This window comes from Mesorhizobium sp. B2-3-6 (assembly GCF_006442305.1).
Lineage (GTDB): Bacteria > Pseudomonadota > Alphaproteobacteria > Rhizobiales > Rhizobiaceae > Mesorhizobium.
On record NZ_VFVW01000002.1, the window covers coordinates 79986 to 99210 of the forward strand.

Here is a 19225-nt window from a genome sequence, read left to right on the forward strand (position 1 = left end):
TGCTCTTTCGCCGGACAGAAGGTCGCGCCAGGACGTACCGACCCCCTCTGTCGCCTTCGGCGACATCTCCCCCTCGAGGGGGGAGATTATCCCAGCCAACAAAAAAGCCGCCGGGTTTCCCAGGCAGCCTTTGATTGTTCGATGCGATCAACTCAGTTCAGCTTCGCCTTCACATCGGCGAGCGAGGTCTTGAACAGGTCGGCTCCCGCCTTGGCGTCGATCTTGCCGGCGAGCAGCGTGCGAGCGGCTTCGACGGCGATGTCGACGGCGCTGGCGCGCACTTCGCCGATCGCCTCGCGCTCGGCCTGGCCGATCTTCTGTTCGGCAAGAGCGGTGCGCCGCGCGACGTAGTCCTCGGTCTTCTTGTGCGCCTCGGCGGCGAGCAGTTCGGCTTCGCGCTTGGCCGCGGCGACGATGTCCGCGGCCTCCTGCTCGGCTTCCTTGCGCTTGCGCTGGTATTGGCCAAGCAACTGCTGGGCCTCCTCGCGCAGCCTGCGCGCCTCGTCAAGCTCGCTGCTGATCCTGGCGGCGCGGGCATCGAGCGCCTTGGCGATCAGGCGGGGCACCTTGATGTAGATGGCGATACCCAAAAAGATGACCAGGGCGATCGTGGCCCAGAGCGTTGCAAGAGATGTGGCGTCCATGATGCGCTCCTCACCCGGCCACGGACTTGACCGCGGCCGCAATCTCGGCCTTGCTGGCCTTGCCGCCGACCAGCGCCTCGACGATCGCCGAGGCAGTGTCCTCGGCGATGCTGCCGACTTCCTTCATGGCGTTGGCCTTGATGGAAGAAATGCGCGCCTCGGCCTCGCCGAGCTTCTCGTCGAGCGCGGCCTCGATCTTCTTGCGCGCGGTCTCGGCTTCCGCCTTGGCCGCGTCATTGGCCTGCTGGCCGATGGCGTTGGCGTTTTTCTTGGCTTCCGCCAGCTCCTGCTCGTAAGCAGCAACGGCGGCGTCGGCCTCGCCCTTCAACTTCGCGGCCTGATCGAGATCCTGGCTGATACGGTCGTTGCGGACATCGATGATGCCGCCGACGCGCGGCACCACCACCCTCTTCAGGAAGAGGTAGAAGAGCCCAAACGTGATCGCCAGCCAAAGAAGCTGCGACGGAAACGTCGCCGGATCGAATGGCGGAAACATGCCATGAGCCTCGGCAGGCACGCTGGTGCCGGAATGCGTGTCGCCTTCCGTCGCAGCGTGGCCAGCCTCGGTGGCAGGCGCGGACTCTTGCGCAAAGGCAGATGTCACGAACATGGACTATCCCCTGATATCAGACCCGCCGCTCTCGCGGCCGGCCTGTCCAATCTTCCCATAGCTTAGCCAAATAGCGGCTCAGCCAAACAGGGGCTCAGCCGAACAGGGCCAGCAGCGCGATGAGAAGCGAGAAGATGCCCAGAGCTTCGGTCACGGCGAAGCCGAAGATCAGACGGCCGAACTGGCCATCGGCGGCCGACGGGTTGCGCAGCGCGCCCGAGAGATAGCTGCCGAAGATGTTGCCGAGGCCAATGCCCGCGCCGCCCATGCCGAGGCAAGCGATGCCGGCGCCGATGTACTTTGCTGCTTCTACGTCCATTTGTTCAACTCCTTTGGATCTGAAATTCCGTTGCGATTCCATTCCGGCGGCAATGTTGAAAACTCTTGCGCCGGAAATTTTTTATCAGTGCCCCGGGTGCAGGGCGTCGTTGAGGTACATGCAGGTCAGCACCGCGAAGACATAGGCCTGAAGGAAGGCGACCAGCAGTTCGAGCGCGGTCAACGCCACGGCCATCGCCAGCGGCAGCACCGAGCCAGCGACGCCGACCGCGCCCAGCGCCGAGAGGCTGACCACGAAGCCGGAGAAGACCTTCAGCGTGATGTGCCCGGCGAGCATGTTGGCGAACAGACGAACCGAGAGGCTGACGGGGCGCGAGACGAAGGAGATCACTTCGATCAGCACCACCAGCGGCAGCAGGAACACCGGCACGCCTTGCGGCACGAACAGCTTGAGGAAACCAAGGCCGTGCTTGCCGAAACCGTAGACAATCACGGTGCCGATAACCAAGACGGCGAGGCCGAAGGTGACGATGATGTGGCTGGTGACGGTGAAGAAATACGGGAACAGGCCAAGCAGGTTGGCGACCAGCACGAACATGAACAGGGAAAACACGAAGGGAAAGAACTTCATGCCCTGCGTGCCGGCGGCGTCGCGCAACATGTTGCCGACGAATTCATAGGCCATTTCGGAGATCGATTGCAGCCGGCCGGGAACGAGGCTGCGGCTCGACGTCGTCAGAAACAGGAATGCCGCAGCGACGACAACGGTCGCGACCATGAACAGCGCCGAATTGGTAAAGGACAAGTCGTAGCCACCGATATCGATCGGTATCAGCTTGTTGATATGGAACTGGTGGATCGGATCGACCTTGTCAGCTGCCACGTTCAAACCCCGTCAGTGCCGCATGCGGCCTTGTTACCATGCCGCCCGTCGAAAGGCGGCTATTTCCAAATGCCGCCTGAAGAGCGGTCACTTGCTGTCGTCGCGGCCAGAGCGCGATTTGTCGCCCTGTCCGAATTCCGCCACAACGCCTGCCGAACGCATGACATTGAGCACGCCCGCGCCAAAACCAAGCAGCAGAAACACGATCAGACCCCATGGCGATGTCCCCGCCAGACGGTCGATGATCCAGCCGATGGCGGCACCGACCACCACCCCGGCGATGAACTCGCTGGACAGCTTGAGTGCCTGACCGTACCCGGTCACTGGTTTCGCATCTTTCCCCTCGAGCCGGTCCGGCCGCCTTGTCGCAAGCGATGCTTCAAGTTCACGCCGGCGGCGCTCAAGTTCGTCGTCGCGGATGGCGGCTTCGTGCTGCTTGCCGCGGCCGGTTTCTCCGGTTCCGCCTGGCCCAGTTTCATCGGCCATCGCAACCCCCCTGCCCGGGCAGACCGTCACCGTCCGTCCGCTTCTAAAGTCGCCGGCAACATAGTTAGAGGGTTTGCGCCCGTCAAGCCACGGGCGGAAGTTCGTTACCATGTATTTTATACAATGAAATCAATGCAGTATAGAGGTGCGACATCGTGCCCGCCATGGCGACGCGGACGCCTTGCGCGAATCCTCCGCGCGACGGCTCTTCGAGAGACCGCGCAGCCGCGCAAAAATATGGACGCCTATCGGGCGTTCAGCTCCAGCCGCCGCCATAGGTGCGATAGAAGATATGCAGGCCGATCTTGGTCATCTTCTGCATCGTGCGCGCCCAGTTGGGATGGACGTAATTGGCATAATAGTGGGTCGACGATCCGACTTCGGGAATGAAGACCTTGCCGGCGGTCACCGCCATGCCGACGTCCTGCGCAGTCTTGTAGGCGACCGGGTTGTCGATGCGCTTCTTCCTGCCGTCGCAGGCGAAGGAGAACTGGCAACGGTTGAACCAGCTGTCGTTCTGGTAGACGACGCCGCAGATCGAATTGGGATAGGCCGGATTGCGGACACGGTTGAGGATGACCTGGGCGACGGCGGCCTGGCCGCGCACGGATTCGCCCCGCGCCTCGAAATAGATGCCGTTGGCCAGGCATTTCTGCTCGGGCTTGGAGAAGACGCTCGCCGGAAGTGGATTCTGGATCCACGAATGGTCGCCCTTGGCCATCGGCGGGATGAAACGGCCGTTGTTGGGCTCCTCGTCCTGGAGCAGGGCCTCGAAGGGCGACGCCTTGGCATAATCGGGCGCGGCCTGCGCATAGGCCGTCGCCAGCACATCCGGATGATCGTTGTTGACCAGGGCGGCAAGCATGGGCGACACGCCGGGATCCGGCTTCTTGTCCTCACGCGCGTGGAATGCCGCGGCGATCTGGATTTCCTTGCCTTTGATCTCGGGTTTGGCGAAAGCCATCTTCAGGCCGCTGTCCATGCTGGGCCGCAGCAGGGATGAGGTGCGCTCGAAGATCGAGCCGGCGTTGAAGTTCTTCGGCGGGGCGACGGGAGAGATCTGGACGATGCGGCCCTTCTTGTCGGCGCGCACGATGCGGTCCTCATCAGGCGTCGTGCTGACCTTGCCGCCCTTGCCGCGAAAGGAGACGGCGCCGACGCCGGGCAGGCGCACCCCCGATCCGGAGAGCGAACCCGTCACAGCGTCGTCGACAAACGGCATCTCGGCGGCATGGACCGATCCGGCGACGGATTTCTCGACATAGGAATTCCAGCGGGTCGGCGCCTCGAGGCCGGAAACGAGGCTCGTCATATCCTGGTAGGCGGAAACCGTCGGAAATCCGATCCAGATGCCGAGGCCGACGATGAAAGGTGCCACGAGGCTGCGTTTCTTCTCACCGGCGACGGCAACAAGGCGCGTCAAGACACGTCGATGCACGGAACTCTCTCCAGGAACGCTACTGACCCCACTGGAGAGCAAAATGATGCATTAACCTTGATGGGACGTTAACAGCTTCGATCGGGTTTTCCCGGTCGGCTCAGGCTCGTGGTTGCGAAGTGGGGCGGTTTTGCGGCGGGACGGACATGGAGGCCGGCCGCAGGAAGATGGGCCACGCGATCAACGCGCACGCCGCCGCCGACAACCAGACGCCGGGCCAGGACCAGAGATGCAAGAGCCCGGGAATGGCCACCGGAACCAGGAAGAAACCTATGAAAACGAAGCTGTTGGCCAGGCTGAGCGCGGTGCCGACATGGCCAGCGCCGGCAAGCGTGGCAAGCTCGGTGTAGGCGACGCCATGCCAGGCGGAGACCAGGATGCCTGCGACAATCAGCATCACGGGAAGCGTGGCCATCACGACGGGTTGGCCGCCTGATATGGTCGGGCTGGCCAGGACCAGCAGCCAGAGCAGCGTGAAGGCAAGCGCGCTGAGCGCACTGCACAGGCGCAGGAACGGCCGGCGGTTGCCGTGGCGGTCGGTGAAGCGGCCGCTCCAGACGCGCATCGCCATGGCGCCGGTCTGCACGGCGGCGAGGCTTGCGCTGGTGGCCAGGGTCCCCATGCCGGCGAAGTCGTGTAGGAAGACCGATGCGAAGGTGAGTACGGCCACTTGCGGAAAGCACAGCAGGCCGATGGCCGCTGCGATGCGCCAGACCTCGACATTGCGCAGCGGCGGGGGCCCGGCCAGAACGGTCGGCGCGGCCGAACCCTGCGTCGGCGGTTCGTGCAGCCAGCGCCAGGCGAAGAAGGCGGAGATCACGGAGAAGGCGGCGAGCAGGCCATAGACCGCCGCGAAGCCATGCCTGGCGGCAAGCGAGGGCAGGACAAGAGCGCCCAGCCCGCCGCCAAGCGGCACCGCCGTCTGCCGGATGCTCATGGCGAATCCGCGCTCGCCTTCGCGGAACCAGCCCATGATGGCGCGGCCGCTCGAACCGTTGACGCTGCCGCCGAGCAGGCCGGTGACGAGCAAGGCAGCGGCCAGGACATGAACGCCCGGCTCGCCGGACGAGGATGGAACGATGAGCAACGCCATCAGGAACAGCCACGCCGCCGTGGCGCCGAGCCCGGTCAAAAGCACACGGCGATCGCCCCAGCGATCGGTGAGCAGGCCCCAGGGCAGTTCGCTGAGCGCAACGCCCAGACCGAGAAGGCCAAGCGCCAGGCCGAGCTGAGCATTGCCGAGATGATAGCCCTGCCGCATCAGCACCGCGGTTGCCGGTATGCCGGAGAAAGTAGCGGAAAAACCGGCATTGGCGGCGACGCCGATGCCCAGCACCTTCCAGCGGTGATTGGGCGTGAAGGTCCTGGAGCCGGAGCCTTCGGCCCGTGGCGTCGACTGACAATCGGTGCGGGTGACGATGGCGGACATGGTTTCATTCCCGTTTGCGGCCCGGTGACCGGCCTTGACGGCGCATGTCTATCGCCATAGCTTTGTCCATAAAATCAGGAAGTTTTTGACGCACAATCCTAAAAACGGGATTATCATGCGACGCGTGACATTCGACCTCGACGTCCTCAGAAGCTTCGTCACCGGAATGGAGCTTGGCAGCTTCGCCAAGGCGGCCGACCGGCTTGGCCGCTCGACCTCGGCGGTCAGCGCGCAGTTGAAGAAACTGGAGGAGCAGGCGGCGACGCCTATCTTCCGCAAGTCGGGACGCGGGCTGGCACTGACGGAAGCTGGCGAGACCATGCTCGGCTATGCGCGGCGGCTGGTCGAGCTCAATGACGAGGCGGCCGCCGCCATCCATGATGTCGAGCTGGAAGGCTGGGTGCGGCTCGGCCTGCAGGAGGATTTTGGCGAGGCGGTGCTACCTGACGTGCTCGGCCGCTTCGCCCGTGCCCATCCCAAAGTCAAGATCGAGGCCCGCATCGCGCGCAGCCATGAGCTCGCGGAGCGGATCATCTCGGGCAGCCTGGACATCGCACTTGCCTGGCACAGCGGCGCGACGCTGCCATACAGCCAGCATGTCGCCGACGTGCAGATGCGCTGGATCGGCCCGGCAAAGCGCATCGAGACCAGCCTGCGCCATGGCGAGCCGCTGCCACTGGTGGCGCTGGAAGCACCTTGCCTGTTGCGCACGGTCGCAACCGAAACGCTCGACCGCGCCGGCCTGCCTTGGCGCATGGCCTTCTCCAGCCCGAGCCTTGGCGGCATCTGGGCCGCGGTCGCAGCCGGGCTCGGGCTGACGATCCGCACCGACATCGGCCTGCCGGCCAGCGTCAGCGCGATGACGCCGGAGATTGCCAGGCTCCCGGCGCTGCCCAGGATGACGCTGTTCCTGCACCGCAGGGACGCCGAACCCGAACCGGTGGCCGCCCGCCTCGCCGATATCCTGCTGGAAGCGGCGCGGCAGGCGCTACCGGAAGGCGCGCGGACGGATGAGAACCTGCTGAAGGTCGCCTAGGCCCAGGTCGCAACCCCTCTTCGTCATTCCAGGATCTACGCCGCGTCGAAGGGTTGGCACCCTCCCCCCGGGGGCGTCAGCGCTTCTTGGCCCTGCCGGCAAAGGGATTGTCCGAAGTCCTCAACGCCATGCGGATCGGTACGCCCGGCATGTCGAAGGCTTCGCGCAGGCTGTTGGTGAGATAGCGGACATAGGATTGCGGCATCGCATCCGGGCGCGAGCACGAGACGACGAAGCCCGGCGGGCGCGTCTTGGCCTGCGTGACATATTTGACCTTCAGCCGGCGACCGGCAACCGCGGGCGGCGGATGATGCGCAAGAATGCCTTCCAGCCAGCGATTGAGCCTGCCGGTCGAGACGCGGCTGTTCCAGACCTTGTGCGTGCGGATGACGGCTTCCATGAGCTTGTCGAGGCCGCGCCCGGTCTCGGCCGAAACCGTCACAGCCTGCATGCCGCGCGCCTGCGGCAAAAGCCGTTCGGTCTTTTCGCGCAGTTCTGCCAACAGTTCCTGCGGATTGTCGATCAGGTCCCATTTGTTGAAGGCGATCACCGGCGCGCGGCCCTCGCGGATGATCAGGTCGGCGATCTGGAGATCCTGCTTCTCGAAAGGGATGGTGGCGTCGAGCACGATGATGACGATCTCGGCGAAGCGGATGGCGCGCAGGCCATCCTGCACCGACATGACCTCGAGCTTTTCATGGATCCTGGCCTTGCGGCGCATGCCGGCGGTGTCGAACAATTTTATACGGCGGCCGCGCCAGTCCCAATCGACCGAGATGGAATCGCGGGTGATGCCGGCTTCCGGTCCGGTCAAAAGCCGCTCCTCGCCGATCAGCGCGTTGATCAGCGTCGACTTGCCGGCATTGGGGCGGCCGACGACGGCAATGCGCATCGGCTTGGTGTCGTCATAGGCCGGCACCTCGTCGGCGTCGGGATCGGCGATATCCTCGCCGATCAGCACCTCGCTGGAGGCGATCTCCTCGTCGTCGTCCTCATCCTCGCCAAAGGCTCTCGCCTCGCCAAGTGCGGCGATCACCGCGTCGCGCAGGTCGGGCATGCCTTGGCCGTGTTCGGCCGAGACCGGAACCGGCTCGCCAAGCCCGAGCTCCCAGGCCTCCAGCATGCCGCCCTGCGCGCCCTTCGCCTCGGCCTTGTTGGCGACCAGCACGACCGGCTTGCCGGATTTGCGCACGATCTCGGCAAAGGTCCGGTCGTCCGGCAACAGGCCGGATTTGGCGTCGACGGTGAAGAAGATCAGGTCGGCCTCACGGATAGCGATCTCGGTCTGCGCACGCATGCGGCCGGGCAGCGTCGAGGCGGCGGCGTCCTCGAAACCCGCAGTGTCGATGACGTCGAAATGCAGGTCGTAAAGCTTTGCCGCATGGACGCGGCGGTCGCGGGTGACGCCCGGCGTGTCATCGACAAGCGCCAGCTTCCTTCCCACCAGCCGATTGAAAAGAGTCGATTTGCCGACGTTAGGCCGGCCGATGATGGCGACTTTGAAGCTCATATGTCACGACGCGCTGCCCGAGCCGCGGATCAGCTCGGACATCAGGGTCGCCCGTTCGCGGGTGTTGCGCGGGGCACCGTCATCGGCGGCGATCTGGTCGAACAGCTTCAGCGCATCCTGGGTCTTGCCTTCCTTCCAGGCGGCCAGCCCGAGCGCCTCGCGCGCGGTGTGGCGCAGCGTGTTGGTGTCCGAGGTCAGGGCCTCGACGCGGCTCGACACATCGGCGAAGGAGCCGTGATCGACCAGCAGCAGCGCCGCCCTCAACCGCGCCATGTCGCGAATGCCCTGGGGAATGGCGGCGTCGGCCGCCACCTCGTCGAAATCCTTGACGGCGGCATCGACGTCGCCCTTGTCGGCCTTGACGGTGGCAGCGCGCATGCGGGCGAGCAGCGGATAGGCGCCGTAGCCATCCTTCTCCAGTTGATCGAGCGCGGTCAGCGCCTCGTCGTTCTTGCCGTCATTGGCCAGCTTCAACGCTTGCGAGAAGGCATCGCCCGAACGGTTGGCGCGGGTCTCGTCCCAGTAGCGGTAGCCGACGAAGGCGGCGGTGCCGAGCACGACCAGCACCGCGACCACAAGCAGGGCCGGGCCGAAACGGTCCCACAGCTTCTGCGCCTGTTCGCGACGGATCTCGTCGTTGACTTCACGGATAAAACTGTCGTCGGACATCAATAAAACCATTCCTGCCCCGGGCCGGAGCGTTCGCGAGCCCGCGTTTTAGCGAAATTTTGTCGGCATGGAAGGGGTTCGACCGGAAAATCACCTATTCGCGGGGCAAACGGACGAAAAGGCCACCGCACCCACGCCACATTTGCGCTATAGCGGGGCCAAAACCGCCCGGGGTCAGTAGCTGTTGCCAATATCCTTTTCGTCTCGCATTGCCGCGTTCTGTCTCGCTTCGCTTGCCACGGCCGGTGCGGCTTTCGCCGATCCACCCGGCTCGTGGGCGCCTTTGCCGGCAAGGCCAAAGCAGGTCGTCATCATCTCCTTCGACAGCGCCCGCGACATCTCGCAATGGAAGCGCAGCCGGGCGCTGGCGAAGCGCACCGGAGCGCATTTCACCTATTTCCTCTCCTGTGTCTTCCTGCTGTCACCGGAAACGCGCAGCCAATACACCGCGCCGGGCAAGACATCGGGCAAATCCAACATCGGCTTCGCCGCCTCGACGCAGGAAGTGAGCCAGCGGCTGGAGCAGATCGGGCTTGCGGCATCGGAAGGCCATGACATCGCCAGTCATGGCTGCGGCCATTTCGACGGCAAGGACTGGAGCAAGGCCGACTGGCTGAAGGAGTTCGCCTCGTTCGAGCACATCCTCGAAAACGCCTATGCGATCAACGGCATCGAGCCCGAGCCGACCGGCTGGCGCGATTTCGCGCGGCATGCGGTGGTTGGCTTCCGCGCGCCCTATCTGTCGACGAGCAAGGCGCTCTACGAGGCGCTGCTCGCCGCCGGTTACCGGTTCGACGCCAGCGGCGTCTCGCGCGGCCCGGTCCAGCCGCCGACCACCGCCGGCCTCGCGCGCTTTTCACTGCCGCAGATCCCGGAAGGACCGAAATCGCGGCCGGTGATCGCCATGGACTACAATCTCTATGTCAGGCATTCCGGCGGCTTCGAGCGGCCGAGCAAGGCAGGCGAGTTCGCGGACCGCACCTACCAGGCTTTCCGCGCCGCCTTCGAGGATCAATACCGGGGCAAGCGCGTTCCGCTGCAACTCGGCTTCCATTTCGCGCTGATGAATGACGGCGCCTACTGGAACGCGCTGGAGCGTTTTGCCGGCGAGGTCTGCGTCAAATCAGACGTCGAATGCATCAGTTTTCGCGATTACATCTCGCGGCAGGGTTCTGGCCAGAAGCAGGCTTCCGTCGGCGGCTGAGCCGCCGACCCGTTTCGCACCCAGGTCTTTCCTGACTTAAGCGGGATCCTCGGCGCCTTGCCGCGCCAGATAGCGCTGGTCGATTTCCGGCAGCGGCTCGCCCTGCAGCGTCGCCTCGAAGGCGCGCAGGCGCTTATGCACCGATTGCAGTTCGACGATGGTCGACCAGGAGGTGAGCAGGAACTGCAAGGAACCTGTCACCTTGCCGAATGCATTCGAAATCTGGTTCAGCGCGCCGAACGTTATCTTGTGGGCGACCAGCGACGGCCCGAGGATCAGCAGCGAGAAAATATTGTCGGCCTGCAGGTAGGTGTACCGGACGACATTGAAATAGATGTAGTGGAAATACAGCCGGAAATAATTGTGGCGAACATTGGCGAACAGCGCGGCGGTGGTGGCGGGCTGGGCCCGGTCGGCATGATCCTCGCCGTAAACGAGCTCCTTGCGGTAGGCCGCCTCCACGCGCTGGTTGCGGAACTGCAGCCCTGGAAGCTTCATGCCGGCAATCATGACCGAAATCGTTCCGAACAGACACCAGGCCAGTGCCGCGACCACCAATGGCTGGGGGATCGCGCCGATGATCGGCAACTCGGTTATATGGGCCTGCAACTGGATCATGACCGGCAGGAAGGCGATCAGCGTCATGATCGACTGGACGAAGCTGGAACCCAGATCTTCCATGATCTGGGAAAACCGCATCGTGTCCTCCTGGATACGTTGCGAGGCGCCCTCGATGTGGCGCAGCCTGCCCCAGTTCTCGACGAAATAGTTGTTCATCGCCGTGCGCCAGCGGAAGATCCAGTGGCTGACGATGAAGGCGTTGACCACCTGCACGTTCATGCCGACCAGCGCAAGCCACGAGAAATCGGCCAGCCCAATGTAGAATTCGGCGTTGGTCGATTTTCCGGTGCCCGACATCAGCCCCTGCACATAGTCGAAGAAGGGGCCGTACCAGGCATTGACGGCGACGCTGACCTGCACATTGAAATAGATGAAGAACAGGATGACCGCCGTCATCAGGATAGACCAACGTTGCCACGGATGCGGCGAATACCAGCTCCAGAACGCATAGAAAGCGACCACGCAAAACGCGAAGTAGATGTAGAACCAGAGAAACGGCTTCGAGACGAGGACGGCGATGCCGATAATGGGCGGTGCACCGGCTGCTGCCGGCGGCAGGCCGAAGACGGCGCCCAGTTGCTCACCCCCGAAAAACCAGAACAGGATTGCCGCAAGGCTCCAGACGGCGGCCGAAGAGAAAAACAGCTTCGGCTGCGGGAAGAAGGATACGAACACTGTGGCGAATTCCTCGATTTTTGCGCAAATCAGCTGGGTTCAGCAGGCATAAAGTCACACATTAGGGGGAAAGAAAATGCCCATGCCCGATGCCCGGCACCGAGCAAACCCACAATCATGGCGATTTTGGCGCGGCCGACCATGTGATGACGCCGGAGGCGACCAGAACGGCCGCGGCGGCGATCGAGGCAAGGAAGAAATCGCCCGACGCCTGCGCCAGGAGCCCGGCGGCAATCGGGCCGATGATCTGGCCAAGACCGAACGAAGCCGTCATCAAGGCGAAGGTCCGCCGGGGAGCTTGTGGCGCCAGTTGCCGCGCGGTCTGCAGGCCGATCGCGGTGATGGCAATGAACGTGCCGCCAACGAGCAGCCCGCCGAGCAGCGGCCCGGTGCGCCCGCCCACCGCGACGCTTGCGACAATGCCGACGACCTCGACGAAACATCCCAGCGCATAGGTCGCGTAAAGGCCGATCCGTGCCGATATCTTCTGCCAGAGCCAGACCGAGGGAAAGCCGGCAAGACCGGTGACCATCCAGACCACCGCCTCGAACACGCGTCCGCCGCCGCCTTGCCGGACAATGGCGACAAGAAAGGTCGCCGTTACCACGTAGCCGAAGCCGAACAAGCCGTAAGCGACGATCACCTTGGTCAGCGAGCGGTCTTTTGGCAGCGCCGGCTCGCGGCCGGTATCGCCGCTGGCCAGCGGACCGCTGTCCACCAACAGCGCCACGACGACGAAGCCACAAGCCGAGATCGCCGCCGACCACAGCCAGCCCGCCGCCCAGCCGGCATGTTCGCTGACCAGGGCCGCCATCAGCACCGAGGACAGGGCGATGCCGAGGCCGACGCCGCCGAAATGCCACGCCTGCAGATCGCTGCGGCCGGCCGCAGCAAGATGGCTGAAAACAATGCTGGCCAGGAACACCATGACAAAGGCGCTGGCCAGGCCTGCAAGAAAGCGGATGACGAGAAACGCGGCGATCGTATCCGACAGCCCCATCAGCGCGGCAAGCAAGGCGCTGGCGCCGAGGCCGGCCAGCATCAGCAGGCGCTCGCGCCCATGCGCCCAGCCGCCCGCCGCGGCAAAGGCGCCGGCGAGGTAGCCGAGATAATTGGCCGACGCGATCCAGCCCGCATCGGCCGCCGACAGATGGAGTTCTTCCATCATGCCGGGCAGGATCGGCGTATAGACGAAACGACCAATGCCCATGGCGACAGCCATGGCGATCATGCCGGCGAAAGCGAACCGCAGCGCTGTTGAGGTGGCGGATGTCATCGCGGTGCACAATAAGTGCGAAGACCGGCGACACAACGTGCTTGCGTTGGGCCAGGCGCCGGACCGTCAGCACCAATCAGCGGCAGCCCGCTTGCGCCGTCTCGTGGGCGGTGCGTCGCGCCGTCAGCCGGAACGGTATGTCGCCGAGCTCACGCTCCGACATGGCGTCGAGCACGGGATGCGCAAGCGGATCGGCCAGCCAGGCGACCGCTTCGCCACCGTATGGCGGCTCGTGCACAGGGAATACTATCTTGAGCGACGATAACAGCCTCAACATGTCAGCCTCCGCAGGCCTGTCCCGTGAAAGTCTGCGTTTTCGGCATCACTTTCAATTGAGATTTCAGCCCCGCTGGTTTAGAAAAACTCAATGGCCATGCTCAACCGCGTCCACCTCAACGGCCTTCGCGCCGTGGAGACCGTTGCCCGCCTCGGTTCGCTCGCCGCGGCCGCCGGCGAACTCAACGTTTCGGCCAGCGCCGTCAGCCAGCAGATAAAGCGCGCGGAACAGCAGCTCGGCCAGGCCGTGTTCGAGCGAACGGCCAAGGGGCTGGTCCTGACGGAATTCGGCGCCATGTTCGCGATGCGCCTCGGCGCGGGTTTCCGCGAGCTCACCCAGGCCGTGGCGCTGGCCGACGAGGCGCGCCAATGCACGCTGGTGGTTTCCGTGGCGCCGGCATTCGCCTCGAAATGGCTGCTGCCGCGGCTGTCGCATCACTTCACCCGGCATCCCAACGTGCTGTTGCGCATCGACGCCTCGGTGCGGCTGGCCGACCTCGACCATTCCGATATCGATATCGCCATCCGGCTCGGCGACGGCAAATGGCCGGGCGGCAAGGCGGAGTTGCTTTTGGCACAAGAGGTGTTCCCGGTCTGCGCACCCTCGATAGCGAAGAAACTGAAATCGATCGAAGACCTTGCCCAGACCTGCGCGATCACCGACGAACGGGCGATGATCAACTGGGAAAGCTGGTTCGCCGCGGCCGGTGTCGAACCCGTCACCTTCCTGAAGGGCGCTCGCTTCACCGATCCGATGCTTTGCCTGGAATCGGCGATTGCCGGCCATGGCGTGATGCTGGGCTGGCAGTTGCTCGCCGCCGACGCGCTGGCCGACGGGCGGCTCGTCGCGCCGTTCGGGATCCGCGCCCAGAGCGGGCTTGGCTATTGGCTGGTGACCTCCGCCGCCAAGGCCGAAAGCCGCAAGGTCCGGGATTTCAAGCTCTGGATCCGGGAAGAGATCGAGGCGACGATGGCGCAGTTCGGCTCAGCGAAGGCGGGCACGAGCGACGCGATCACGGTGGAAAGCACCGTGGCGCCGGTCTATGTAGAGTCCGACATCAAACTACGGCAGGCAGGATCATGACCACACATTCGCGCGGCGTTTCCGCAACGATCGACCCGGTGAAGCTCGACAGGCTGGCCGAAGTCGCCATCAAAGTGGGGCTGCAATTGCAGCCTGGGCAGGACCTGGTGCTGACCTCCTCCATCGCCGCGCTGCCGCTGACCCGGCGCATCGTCGAGCATGCCTACAAGGCCGGCGCGGGGCTGGTGACGCCGATCTTCAACGATGACGAGATCACGCTGGCGCGCTTTCGTTATGGCGCGGACGCCGGCTTCGACCGCGCCGCCGGCTGGCTCTATGAAGGCATGGCCAAAGCCTTCTCCAACAATGCGGCGCGACTTGCCGTGCGCGGCGAGGATCCCTCGCTTTTGTCGGCGCAGGACCCGGCGAAAGTGGCGCGCGCCAACAAGGCCAATTCGATGGCCTACCAGCCGGCGTTGGAGAAGATCACCGGCTTCGACATCAACTGGAACATCGTCGCCTATCCCGATCTCGCCTGGGCCAAGCAGGTCTTCCCCGATGATGCCGACGACGTTGCGGTGGCCAAGCTCGCCGACGCCATCTTCGCCGCGTCGCGGGTGGACGTGGAAGATCCGATCGGCAACTGGAAGGCGCACAATGCGGCCCTACGCAGCCGCACCGAATGGCTCAACGGCCATAATTTCCATTCGCTTCATTTCACCGGGCCGGGCACCGACCTGACGGTCGGGCTGGCCGACGGCCATGAGTGGATGGGCGGCGCCTCCACCGCCAAGAACGGCGTCACCTGCAATCCCAACATCCCGACCGAGGAGGTCTTCACCACGCCACATGCGCGGCGGGTGGAAGGCCATGTTTCATCGACCAAGCCGCTCTCCTACCAGGGCACGCTGATCGACGAGATCTCGGTGCGTTTCGAGGGCGGCAGGATCGTCGAGGCGAAGGCTTCGAAGGGCGAGGACGTGCTGAAGAAAGTGCTGGACACCGACGAGGGCGCACGCCGGCTTGGCGAAGTGGCGCTGGTGCCGCATTCCTCACCGATCTCGGCGAGCGGCCTGTTGTTCTTCAACACGCTGTTCGACGAAAACGCCGCCTGTCACATCGCGCTCGGCCAATGCTATTCGAAGTGCTTCGTCGACGGCGCCTCGCTCAGCCAGGCCGAGATCGCGGAGCGCGGCGGCAACAAGAGCTTCATCCACATCGACTGGATGATCGGCTCGGACAAGATCGACATCGAAGGCGTCGGCAAGGACGGCAGCCGCGTGCCGGTCATGCGCAAGGGCGAGTGGGCCTGACGGGAGCGCACGAAGGAGAGCGGATGGCCTTCGAGATCGCGGTCAAGCGGGTGTATGAACCACCCTCGTTCGATGACGGGCAGCGGGTCCTGGTCGATCGAGTCTGGCCACGTGGCGTCAGCAAGGAGCATGCCGCGCTGGCGCTATGGCTGAAGGACATCGCGCCGAGCACCGACTTGCGCAAGTGGTTCGGGCACGAGCCCGAACGATGGGCCGAGTTCCAGAAGCGGTATCGTGCCGAACTGGAAGGCAATGGCGAGGCCGTGGCGCAACTGCGCGCCCTGCTCCGCGACGGCAAGGTGACGCTGCTCTACGGCGCCCATGACGAGGCGCACAACAATGCCGTGGCACTGGCGGGGTATCTGAGAGGACAGTGACCTGTCCCTTAGTCATCCTCGGGCTTGACCCGAGGATCCATGCCGTGACGTCCGTCCGGAAATGCAACGGAGCAGAATCAGCACGGCTGCGACGCCCAAAAGTCACGGCATGGATCCTAGGGTCTGCGCCGCGTCGCTTCGCTCCCTGCTCCGCCCTAGGATGACGAATTGAGAGTGTACCGCGCCCTACTTCCCGACCACCGCCGCCTCATAAACATCCGGCTTGAACCCGACCAGGATGCGGTCGCCAACCTCGAGCACAGGCCGTTTGATCATCGTCGGCTTGGCCAGCATCAGTGCCTTGGCCTTCTTTTCATCCAGGCCCTGCTTATCCTTGTCCGGCAACTCGCGGAACGTGGTGCTGCCCTTATTGAGCAGCTTTTCCCAGCCGAGCTTGCGGACCCAGCCATCCAGCCTGCCCGCCTCGATGCCTTCCGCCCGATAGTCGTGGAACCGGTAAGGCACGTCGTGGCCCTCCAGCCAGACGCGGGCCTTCCTGATCGTGTCGCAGGTGGTGATGCCGTACATGGTGATCGTCAAAACAGGTGCCTTCCGGACTTCGAATCTGGCCGCAGATTAAGCAGCCCCGGCGCGCTTTGCCAGCGGCCCGGCAGAACCATCGAAGAGTAAGTTTATTCAATGGCGGGCGCGCGGTCGCCCATCCGTGACGACGATGTGCATCAGGTCGGATAGCGGCCAGGACATGATCCTGGCCGCTTAGGATGCGGCGAAATGTGCCGACAGCCGAAAACCCGTCTCAATAATAGAAGCGCTCTTCGGCAATCTTGCCGTTCTTGACCGTGTACAGGCCAACCTCGTCCATGGTGACACGCTGGCCCGTGGCCTTGGGCGTTATGTCAAATGTAAAGCGTACGGCGAACTGGTCGCCGTTGACATAAGGGCCCTCGACCGAGCCGCCATGGACTTCGTTGTTTTCCTGCCACCACTGGCCTTTCTGCTTGACGGCGTCCTTGCCGCGGCAGACGGCCATCGGCCCCTCCATGGCCTCATAGCTGACGATGTCGTCGGCATTGTATTTCTCGGCAGCACTTTCGTAGTCACCGCGCTTGAGAAGCTCCGTGAAATCCTTGGCAATTTCCGTGTTGGTCATGTGTTCCTCCTGTTCAGACGCATTGCAAATAGGGAAAGGTTGGCGGCCTGCCATCGTCGTGCCGTCTGGTAGCTGACATGCCATGTCAGGATGATGGACCGCGCGGACTATGCGAGGACGATGCAGGCTCTCACATGGCGGGCAGTGCATCGTCCTGGCCGGTCAGCCGCCAACGTCCGGGCTGCTTGTAGGCGCCCTTCCCAATGAGACTGTGGATCAGCACAAAATCCCGGACAGTCCAGCCGATCGGGTCGATCGACCGCTCGCGAATGCTGGGGACGCCCACTTCATCACGAAGCAATGTAACATGCGGTTCGATGGACTTGGTGAGAAAGGGTTTTAGCGGGCTGTCCGAGATCACCGCCGTCAGGTCACGCCAGAACTTCTGCAGCGACGGATTGCCATCGCTGCCGCGCAGGACCAGTGCACCACCGCCAAAAGCCGACAGGCGATCGAACGAGACCTCGAAGGGCTTTGCAACGATCATCGATCCGATATGACAGGCGGCCTCTGCCAACTCCTGCGGGTACTCCTCATGGTCGCCGAGGCCGACAAGCGAGATGTGGATGTGATTTTCCGGAACCAGCCAGCCTTGCAATCCGAACTCACGGTTCAAGGCAATGGCCTTTCGCGCGAGACGACCAGCAATCGCGCTGCCGACGAGGATGGCAAAGAACAGCCGGTGGAAATGCTTCCCGGCCTGTTCCCATCGGAAAAAGGCCTGGCCGTTCTTCGCGGTTCCGAATGCGGGTTGCCCACTCACTGATTTCGTCCGCCCATTGACTCAGGTTGGGCATATTAGAACAAAACGAGAACATGTGCAAGCCGGAAAAATGACGCAGGCGTCGGGACTCCCGCACCGCCGCATGCATTCAACCCCCGAAGGAGTGCTTCCTTGCGGTACGCCAATCGCCGACGACGCCGGCAGACATGGCGCCTGGCTCACCACAAACGGGATAGACCTTTGACAGGAATCCGGTGAAAGTGCCGCGCCGAACCAGCGAGCCGCATTTTTGATGATCAGAGGACCGCACGCATGACAAACCCGATGCATCTGCCCGCCGAAGGCCTTTTTGTCGGGCGCGCCAGAAGCAGCGACGCCGCGCATCCCCTGGTGGTCACGGTGCGTGATGGCACCGTCTTCGACATCACGTCGAGCACGGCGCCGACCGTGCGCGATATCTGCGAGATGGCCGATCCGGCCGGTTATGTGCGCTCGGCCAAGGGCAAGCCGATCGGCTCGCTCGATGATATCGCGGCCAACAGTTTCGAGGCCGCGCGTGATCCGGCAAGGCCCTATCTCATCTCCCCCGTCGACCTGCAGGCGATCAAGGCCTCGGGCGTCACCTTCGTCGTCAGCCTGCTGGAACGCGTCATCGAGGAACAGGCGCGCGGTTCGGCGGAAAAGGCCGACGCCATCCGCGCCGACATTGCCGGGCTGATCGGCCACGATCTGTCCAAGCTCAAGCCCGGTTCGCCGGAAGCGATGGAGATCAAGGCCAAGCTCATCGCACGCGGCGCCTGGTCGCAATATCTGGAAGTGGGCATCGGCCCCGACGCCGAGATCTTCACCAAATGCCAGCCGATGGCCTCGGTCGGTTTCGGCGCCGATGTCGGCCTGCATCCCGTCTCTACCTGGAACAATCCGGAGCCGGAGATCGCCATGATCGCCGCCTCAAGCGGCAGGATCCTCGGCGCCACCATCGGCAACGACGTCAATCTGCGCGATGTCGAAGGGCGATCCGCGCTGCTGCTCGGCAAGGCCAAGGACAACAACGCCTCCGCCTCGCTCGGCCCCTTCATCCGCCTGTTCGACGGCACGTTCTCCATCGACGACGTAAAGCGGGCCGTGGTCCGGCTGAAAGTGGAAGGTGAGGACGGGTTCTCGCTGGAGGGCGCGAGCTCGATGGCCGAGATCAGCCGCTCTCCCGAAGAGCTCGTAGCGGCTGCCATGGGCGCGCATCACCAGTACCCGGACGGCCTGGCGCTCTATCTCGGCACCATGTTCGTGCCTTCGAAGGACCGCGGCGAGAAGGGCAAGGGTTTCACCCATAAGGTCGGCGACATCGTCACCATCTCGTCGGAGAAATTCGGCGCGCTGGTCAACCGGGTGCGACTGTCGCCGGACTGCCCGCACTGGACCTACGGCGCCAGCCATCTGATGCGCGATCTTGCCAGGGCCGGCCTCCTCTAGCTCTGGGTTCACCCGACGGCGGTCAATCATCGCTCCGGCGACCCTTGAGGCCGGTATCGCCTGCCGCGAAAATCATCCGAACTGATGCAATCTGATGGGACCGCTGATGGCGCCCCGTCAGGCGCCGACTACGACTGACAGGCGGAGGCTTGCCATTTGTCGAAAAAGAG

At 63.9% G+C, this 19225-nt stretch carries 21 protein-coding genes; 6 read left to right on the forward strand and 15 right to left on the reverse strand.

Annotated elements, in window-relative coordinates; genetic code table 11:
• Window positions 1-152 precede the first annotated feature (152 nt).
• From FJ953_RS06135 to FJ953_RS06165, 7 genes are all read right to left on the reverse strand, one after another.
• Window positions 153-644 carry a F0F1 ATP synthase subunit B gene (locus FJ953_RS06135; protein WP_140514758.1) on the reverse strand — a complete coding sequence of 164 codons (492 nt, stop codon included), beginning with the start codon at window positions 642-644 and terminating at the stop codon, window positions 153-155.
• Between the two features lie 10 nt (window positions 645-654).
• The gene (locus FJ953_RS06140; protein WP_140497966.1) at window positions 655-1254 is read right to left on the reverse strand and encodes a F0F1 ATP synthase subunit B; all 600 of its coding nucleotides are present in this window, start codon (window positions 1252-1254) and stop codon (window positions 655-657) included.
• A gap of 94 nt (window positions 1255-1348) precedes the next feature.
• On the reverse strand, window positions 1349-1573 hold the full coding sequence (locus FJ953_RS06145; RefSeq protein ID WP_140497964.1) for a F0F1 ATP synthase subunit C: 225 nt from the start codon (window positions 1571-1573) through the stop codon (window positions 1349-1351).
• Window positions 1574-1657: 84 nt separating this feature from the next.
• Window positions 1658-2416: a F0F1 ATP synthase subunit A gene (locus FJ953_RS06150; protein ID WP_140497962.1), complete on the reverse strand. Its 759-nt coding sequence runs from the start codon at window positions 2414-2416 to the stop codon at window positions 1658-1660.
• Window positions 2417-2503: 87 nt separating this feature from the next.
• Window positions 2504-2902 carry an AtpZ/AtpI family protein gene (locus FJ953_RS06155; protein WP_140498124.1) on the reverse strand — a complete coding sequence of 133 codons (399 nt, stop codon included), beginning with the start codon at window positions 2900-2902 and terminating at the stop codon, window positions 2504-2506.
• A 256-nt stretch (window positions 2903-3158) separates the two neighbouring features.
• Window positions 3159-4340: a cell wall hydrolase gene (locus FJ953_RS06160; RefSeq protein ID WP_140559353.1), complete on the reverse strand. Its 1182-nt coding sequence runs from the start codon at window positions 4338-4340 to the stop codon at window positions 3159-3161.
• Between the two features lie 100 nt (window positions 4341-4440).
• Window positions 4441-5769: an MFS transporter gene (locus FJ953_RS06165; RefSeq protein WP_140559352.1), complete on the reverse strand. Its 1329-nt coding sequence runs from the start codon at window positions 5767-5769 to the stop codon at window positions 4441-4443.
• A 115-nt stretch (window positions 5770-5884) separates the two neighbouring features.
• On the opposite strand from FJ953_RS06165, the gene FJ953_RS06170 reads away from it, so the two are divergent.
• On the forward strand, window positions 5885-6805 hold the full coding sequence (locus FJ953_RS06170) for a LysR substrate-binding domain-containing protein (RefSeq protein ID WP_140623558.1): 921 nt from the start codon (window positions 5885-5887) through the stop codon (window positions 6803-6805).
• Window positions 6806-6881: 76 nt separating this feature from the next.
• Here FJ953_RS06170 and der read toward each other — a convergent pair whose 3' ends face one another.
• Together der and FJ953_RS06180 are read right to left on the reverse strand one after the other, a co-directional pair.
• A complete protein-coding gene (gene der, locus FJ953_RS06175; RefSeq protein ID WP_140497954.1) occupies window positions 6882-8315 on the reverse strand; it encodes a ribosome biogenesis GTPase Der in 1434 nt (477 codons plus the stop codon).
• Window positions 8316-8318: 3 nt separating this feature from the next.
• Window positions 8319-8984 carry a tetratricopeptide repeat protein gene (locus FJ953_RS06180; RefSeq protein WP_140623560.1) on the reverse strand — a complete coding sequence of 222 codons (666 nt, stop codon included), beginning with the start codon at window positions 8982-8984 and terminating at the stop codon, window positions 8319-8321.
• Window positions 8985-9174: 190 nt separating this feature from the next.
• Between FJ953_RS06180 and FJ953_RS06185 the strand changes: the two genes are divergently transcribed.
• The gene (locus tag FJ953_RS06185) at window positions 9175-10188 is read left to right on the forward strand and encodes a polysaccharide deacetylase (protein WP_140624016.1); all 1014 of its coding nucleotides are present in this window, start codon (window positions 9175-9177) and stop codon (window positions 10186-10188) included.
• A 36-nt stretch (window positions 10189-10224) separates the two neighbouring features.
• Here FJ953_RS06185 and sbmA read toward each other — a convergent pair whose 3' ends face one another.
• From sbmA to FJ953_RS06200, 3 genes are all read right to left on the reverse strand, one after another.
• Window positions 10225-11484 (reverse strand): peptide antibiotic transporter SbmA, encoded by a 1260-nt coding sequence (gene sbmA, locus FJ953_RS06190; protein WP_140497950.1) that lies wholly within the window; start codon window positions 11482-11484, stop codon window positions 10225-10227.
• A 115-nt stretch (window positions 11485-11599) separates the two neighbouring features.
• Window positions 11600-12760 carry a YbfB/YjiJ family MFS transporter gene (locus tag FJ953_RS06195; protein WP_140559351.1) on the reverse strand — a complete coding sequence of 387 codons (1161 nt, stop codon included), beginning with the start codon at window positions 12758-12760 and terminating at the stop codon, window positions 11600-11602.
• Window positions 12761-12836: 76 nt separating this feature from the next.
• Window positions 12837-13037: a hypothetical protein gene (locus FJ953_RS06200; protein ID WP_140497946.1), complete on the reverse strand. Its 201-nt coding sequence runs from the start codon at window positions 13035-13037 to the stop codon at window positions 12837-12839.
• 90 nt (window positions 13038-13127) lie between these two features.
• Here FJ953_RS06200 and FJ953_RS06205 point away from each other — a divergent pair, with 90 nt between their 5' ends.
• The 3 genes from FJ953_RS06205 to FJ953_RS06215 are packed head-to-tail and all read left to right on the forward strand — an operon-like array spanning window position 13128 to window position 15750.
• On the forward strand, window positions 13128-14120 hold the full coding sequence (locus FJ953_RS06205; RefSeq protein WP_140623562.1) for a LysR substrate-binding domain-containing protein: 993 nt from the start codon (window positions 13128-13130) through the stop codon (window positions 14118-14120).
• Window positions 14117-15373 (forward strand): aminopeptidase, encoded by a 1257-nt coding sequence (locus tag FJ953_RS06210; RefSeq protein ID WP_140623564.1) that lies wholly within the window; start codon window positions 14117-14119, stop codon window positions 15371-15373. The genes FJ953_RS06205 and FJ953_RS06210 overlap by 4 nt, the downstream gene beginning before the upstream one ends.
• Window positions 15374-15396: 23 nt before the next feature.
• Window positions 15397-15750, forward strand: coding sequence for a DUF488 domain-containing protein (locus tag FJ953_RS06215; protein WP_140514740.1), 354 nt, complete (start codon window positions 15397-15399; stop codon window positions 15748-15750).
• Window positions 15751-15936: 186 nt separating this feature from the next.
• Here FJ953_RS06215 and FJ953_RS06220 read toward each other — a convergent pair whose 3' ends face one another.
• From FJ953_RS06220 to FJ953_RS06230, 3 genes are all read right to left on the reverse strand, one after another.
• The gene (locus FJ953_RS06220; protein ID WP_140623566.1) at window positions 15937-16290 is read right to left on the reverse strand and encodes an ArsC family reductase; all 354 of its coding nucleotides are present in this window, start codon (window positions 16288-16290) and stop codon (window positions 15937-15939) included.
• Between the two features lie 217 nt (window positions 16291-16507).
• A complete protein-coding gene (locus FJ953_RS06225; RefSeq protein ID WP_140497937.1) occupies window positions 16508-16861 on the reverse strand; it encodes a nuclear transport factor 2 family protein in 354 nt (117 codons plus the stop codon).
• A gap of 130 nt (window positions 16862-16991) precedes the next feature.
• On the reverse strand, window positions 16992-17477 hold the full coding sequence (locus FJ953_RS06230) for a 2'-5' RNA ligase family protein (protein ID WP_246674729.1): 486 nt from the start codon (window positions 17475-17477) through the stop codon (window positions 16992-16994).
• 420 nt (window positions 17478-17897) lie between these two features.
• On the opposite strand from FJ953_RS06230, the gene FJ953_RS06235 reads away from it, so the two are divergent.
• A complete protein-coding gene (locus FJ953_RS06235) occupies window positions 17898-19055 on the forward strand; it encodes a fumarylacetoacetate hydrolase family protein (RefSeq protein ID WP_140623570.1) in 1158 nt (385 codons plus the stop codon).
• The last annotated feature ends 170 nt before the right edge of the window (window positions 19056-19225 follow it).

What these genes read in the sequence shown, in the direction of transcription:
- FJ953_RS06135 (WP_140514758.1), bottom strand. Translation starts at nt 644, where the DNA reads ATGGACGCCACATCTCTTGCAACGCTCTGGGCCACGATCGCCCTGGTC.
- FJ953_RS06140 (WP_140497966.1), bottom strand. Translation starts at nt 1,254, where the DNA reads ATGTTCGTGACATCTGCCTTTGCGCAAGAGTCCGCGCCTGCCACCGAG.
- FJ953_RS06145 (WP_140497964.1), bottom strand. Translation starts at nt 1,573, where the DNA reads ATGGACGTAGAAGCAGCAAAGTACATCGGCGCCGGCATCGCTTGCCTC.
- FJ953_RS06155 (WP_140498124.1), bottom strand. Translation starts at nt 2,902, where the DNA reads ATGGCCGATGAAACTGGGCCAGGCGGAACCGGAGAAACCGGCCGCGGC.
- FJ953_RS06165 (WP_140559352.1), bottom strand. Translation starts at nt 5,769, where the DNA reads ATGTCCGCCATCGTCACCCGCACCGATTGTCAGTCGACGCCACGGGCC.
- FJ953_RS06170 (WP_140623558.1), top strand. Translation starts at nt 5,885, where the DNA reads ATGCGACGCGTGACATTCGACCTCGACGTCCTCAGAAGCTTCGTCACC.
- der (WP_140497954.1), bottom strand. Translation starts at nt 8,315, where the DNA reads ATGAGCTTCAAAGTCGCCATCATCGGCCGGCCTAACGTCGGCAAATCG.
- FJ953_RS06180 (WP_140623560.1), bottom strand. Translation starts at nt 8,984, where the DNA reads ATGTCCGACGACAGTTTTATCCGTGAAGTCAACGACGAGATCCGTCGC.
- FJ953_RS06195 (WP_140559351.1), bottom strand. Translation starts at nt 12,760, where the DNA reads ATGACATCCGCCACCTCAACAGCGCTGCGGTTCGCTTTCGCCGGCATG.
- FJ953_RS06200 (WP_140497946.1), bottom strand. Translation starts at nt 13,037, where the DNA reads ATGTTGAGGCTGTTATCGTCGCTCAAGATAGTATTCCCTGTGCACGAG.
- FJ953_RS06205 (WP_140623562.1), top strand. Translation starts at nt 13,128, where the DNA reads ATGGCCATGCTCAACCGCGTCCACCTCAACGGCCTTCGCGCCGTGGAG.
- FJ953_RS06210 (WP_140623564.1), top strand. Translation starts at nt 14,117, where the DNA reads ATGACCACACATTCGCGCGGCGTTTCCGCAACGATCGACCCGGTGAAG.
- FJ953_RS06215 (WP_140514740.1), top strand. Translation starts at nt 15,397, where the DNA reads ATGGCCTTCGAGATCGCGGTCAAGCGGGTGTATGAACCACCCTCGTTC.
- FJ953_RS06225 (WP_140497937.1), bottom strand. Translation starts at nt 16,861, where the DNA reads ATGACCAACACGGAAATTGCCAAGGATTTCACGGAGCTTCTCAAGCGC.
- FJ953_RS06235 (WP_140623570.1), top strand. Translation starts at nt 17,898, where the DNA reads ATGACAAACCCGATGCATCTGCCCGCCGAAGGCCTTTTTGTCGGGCGC.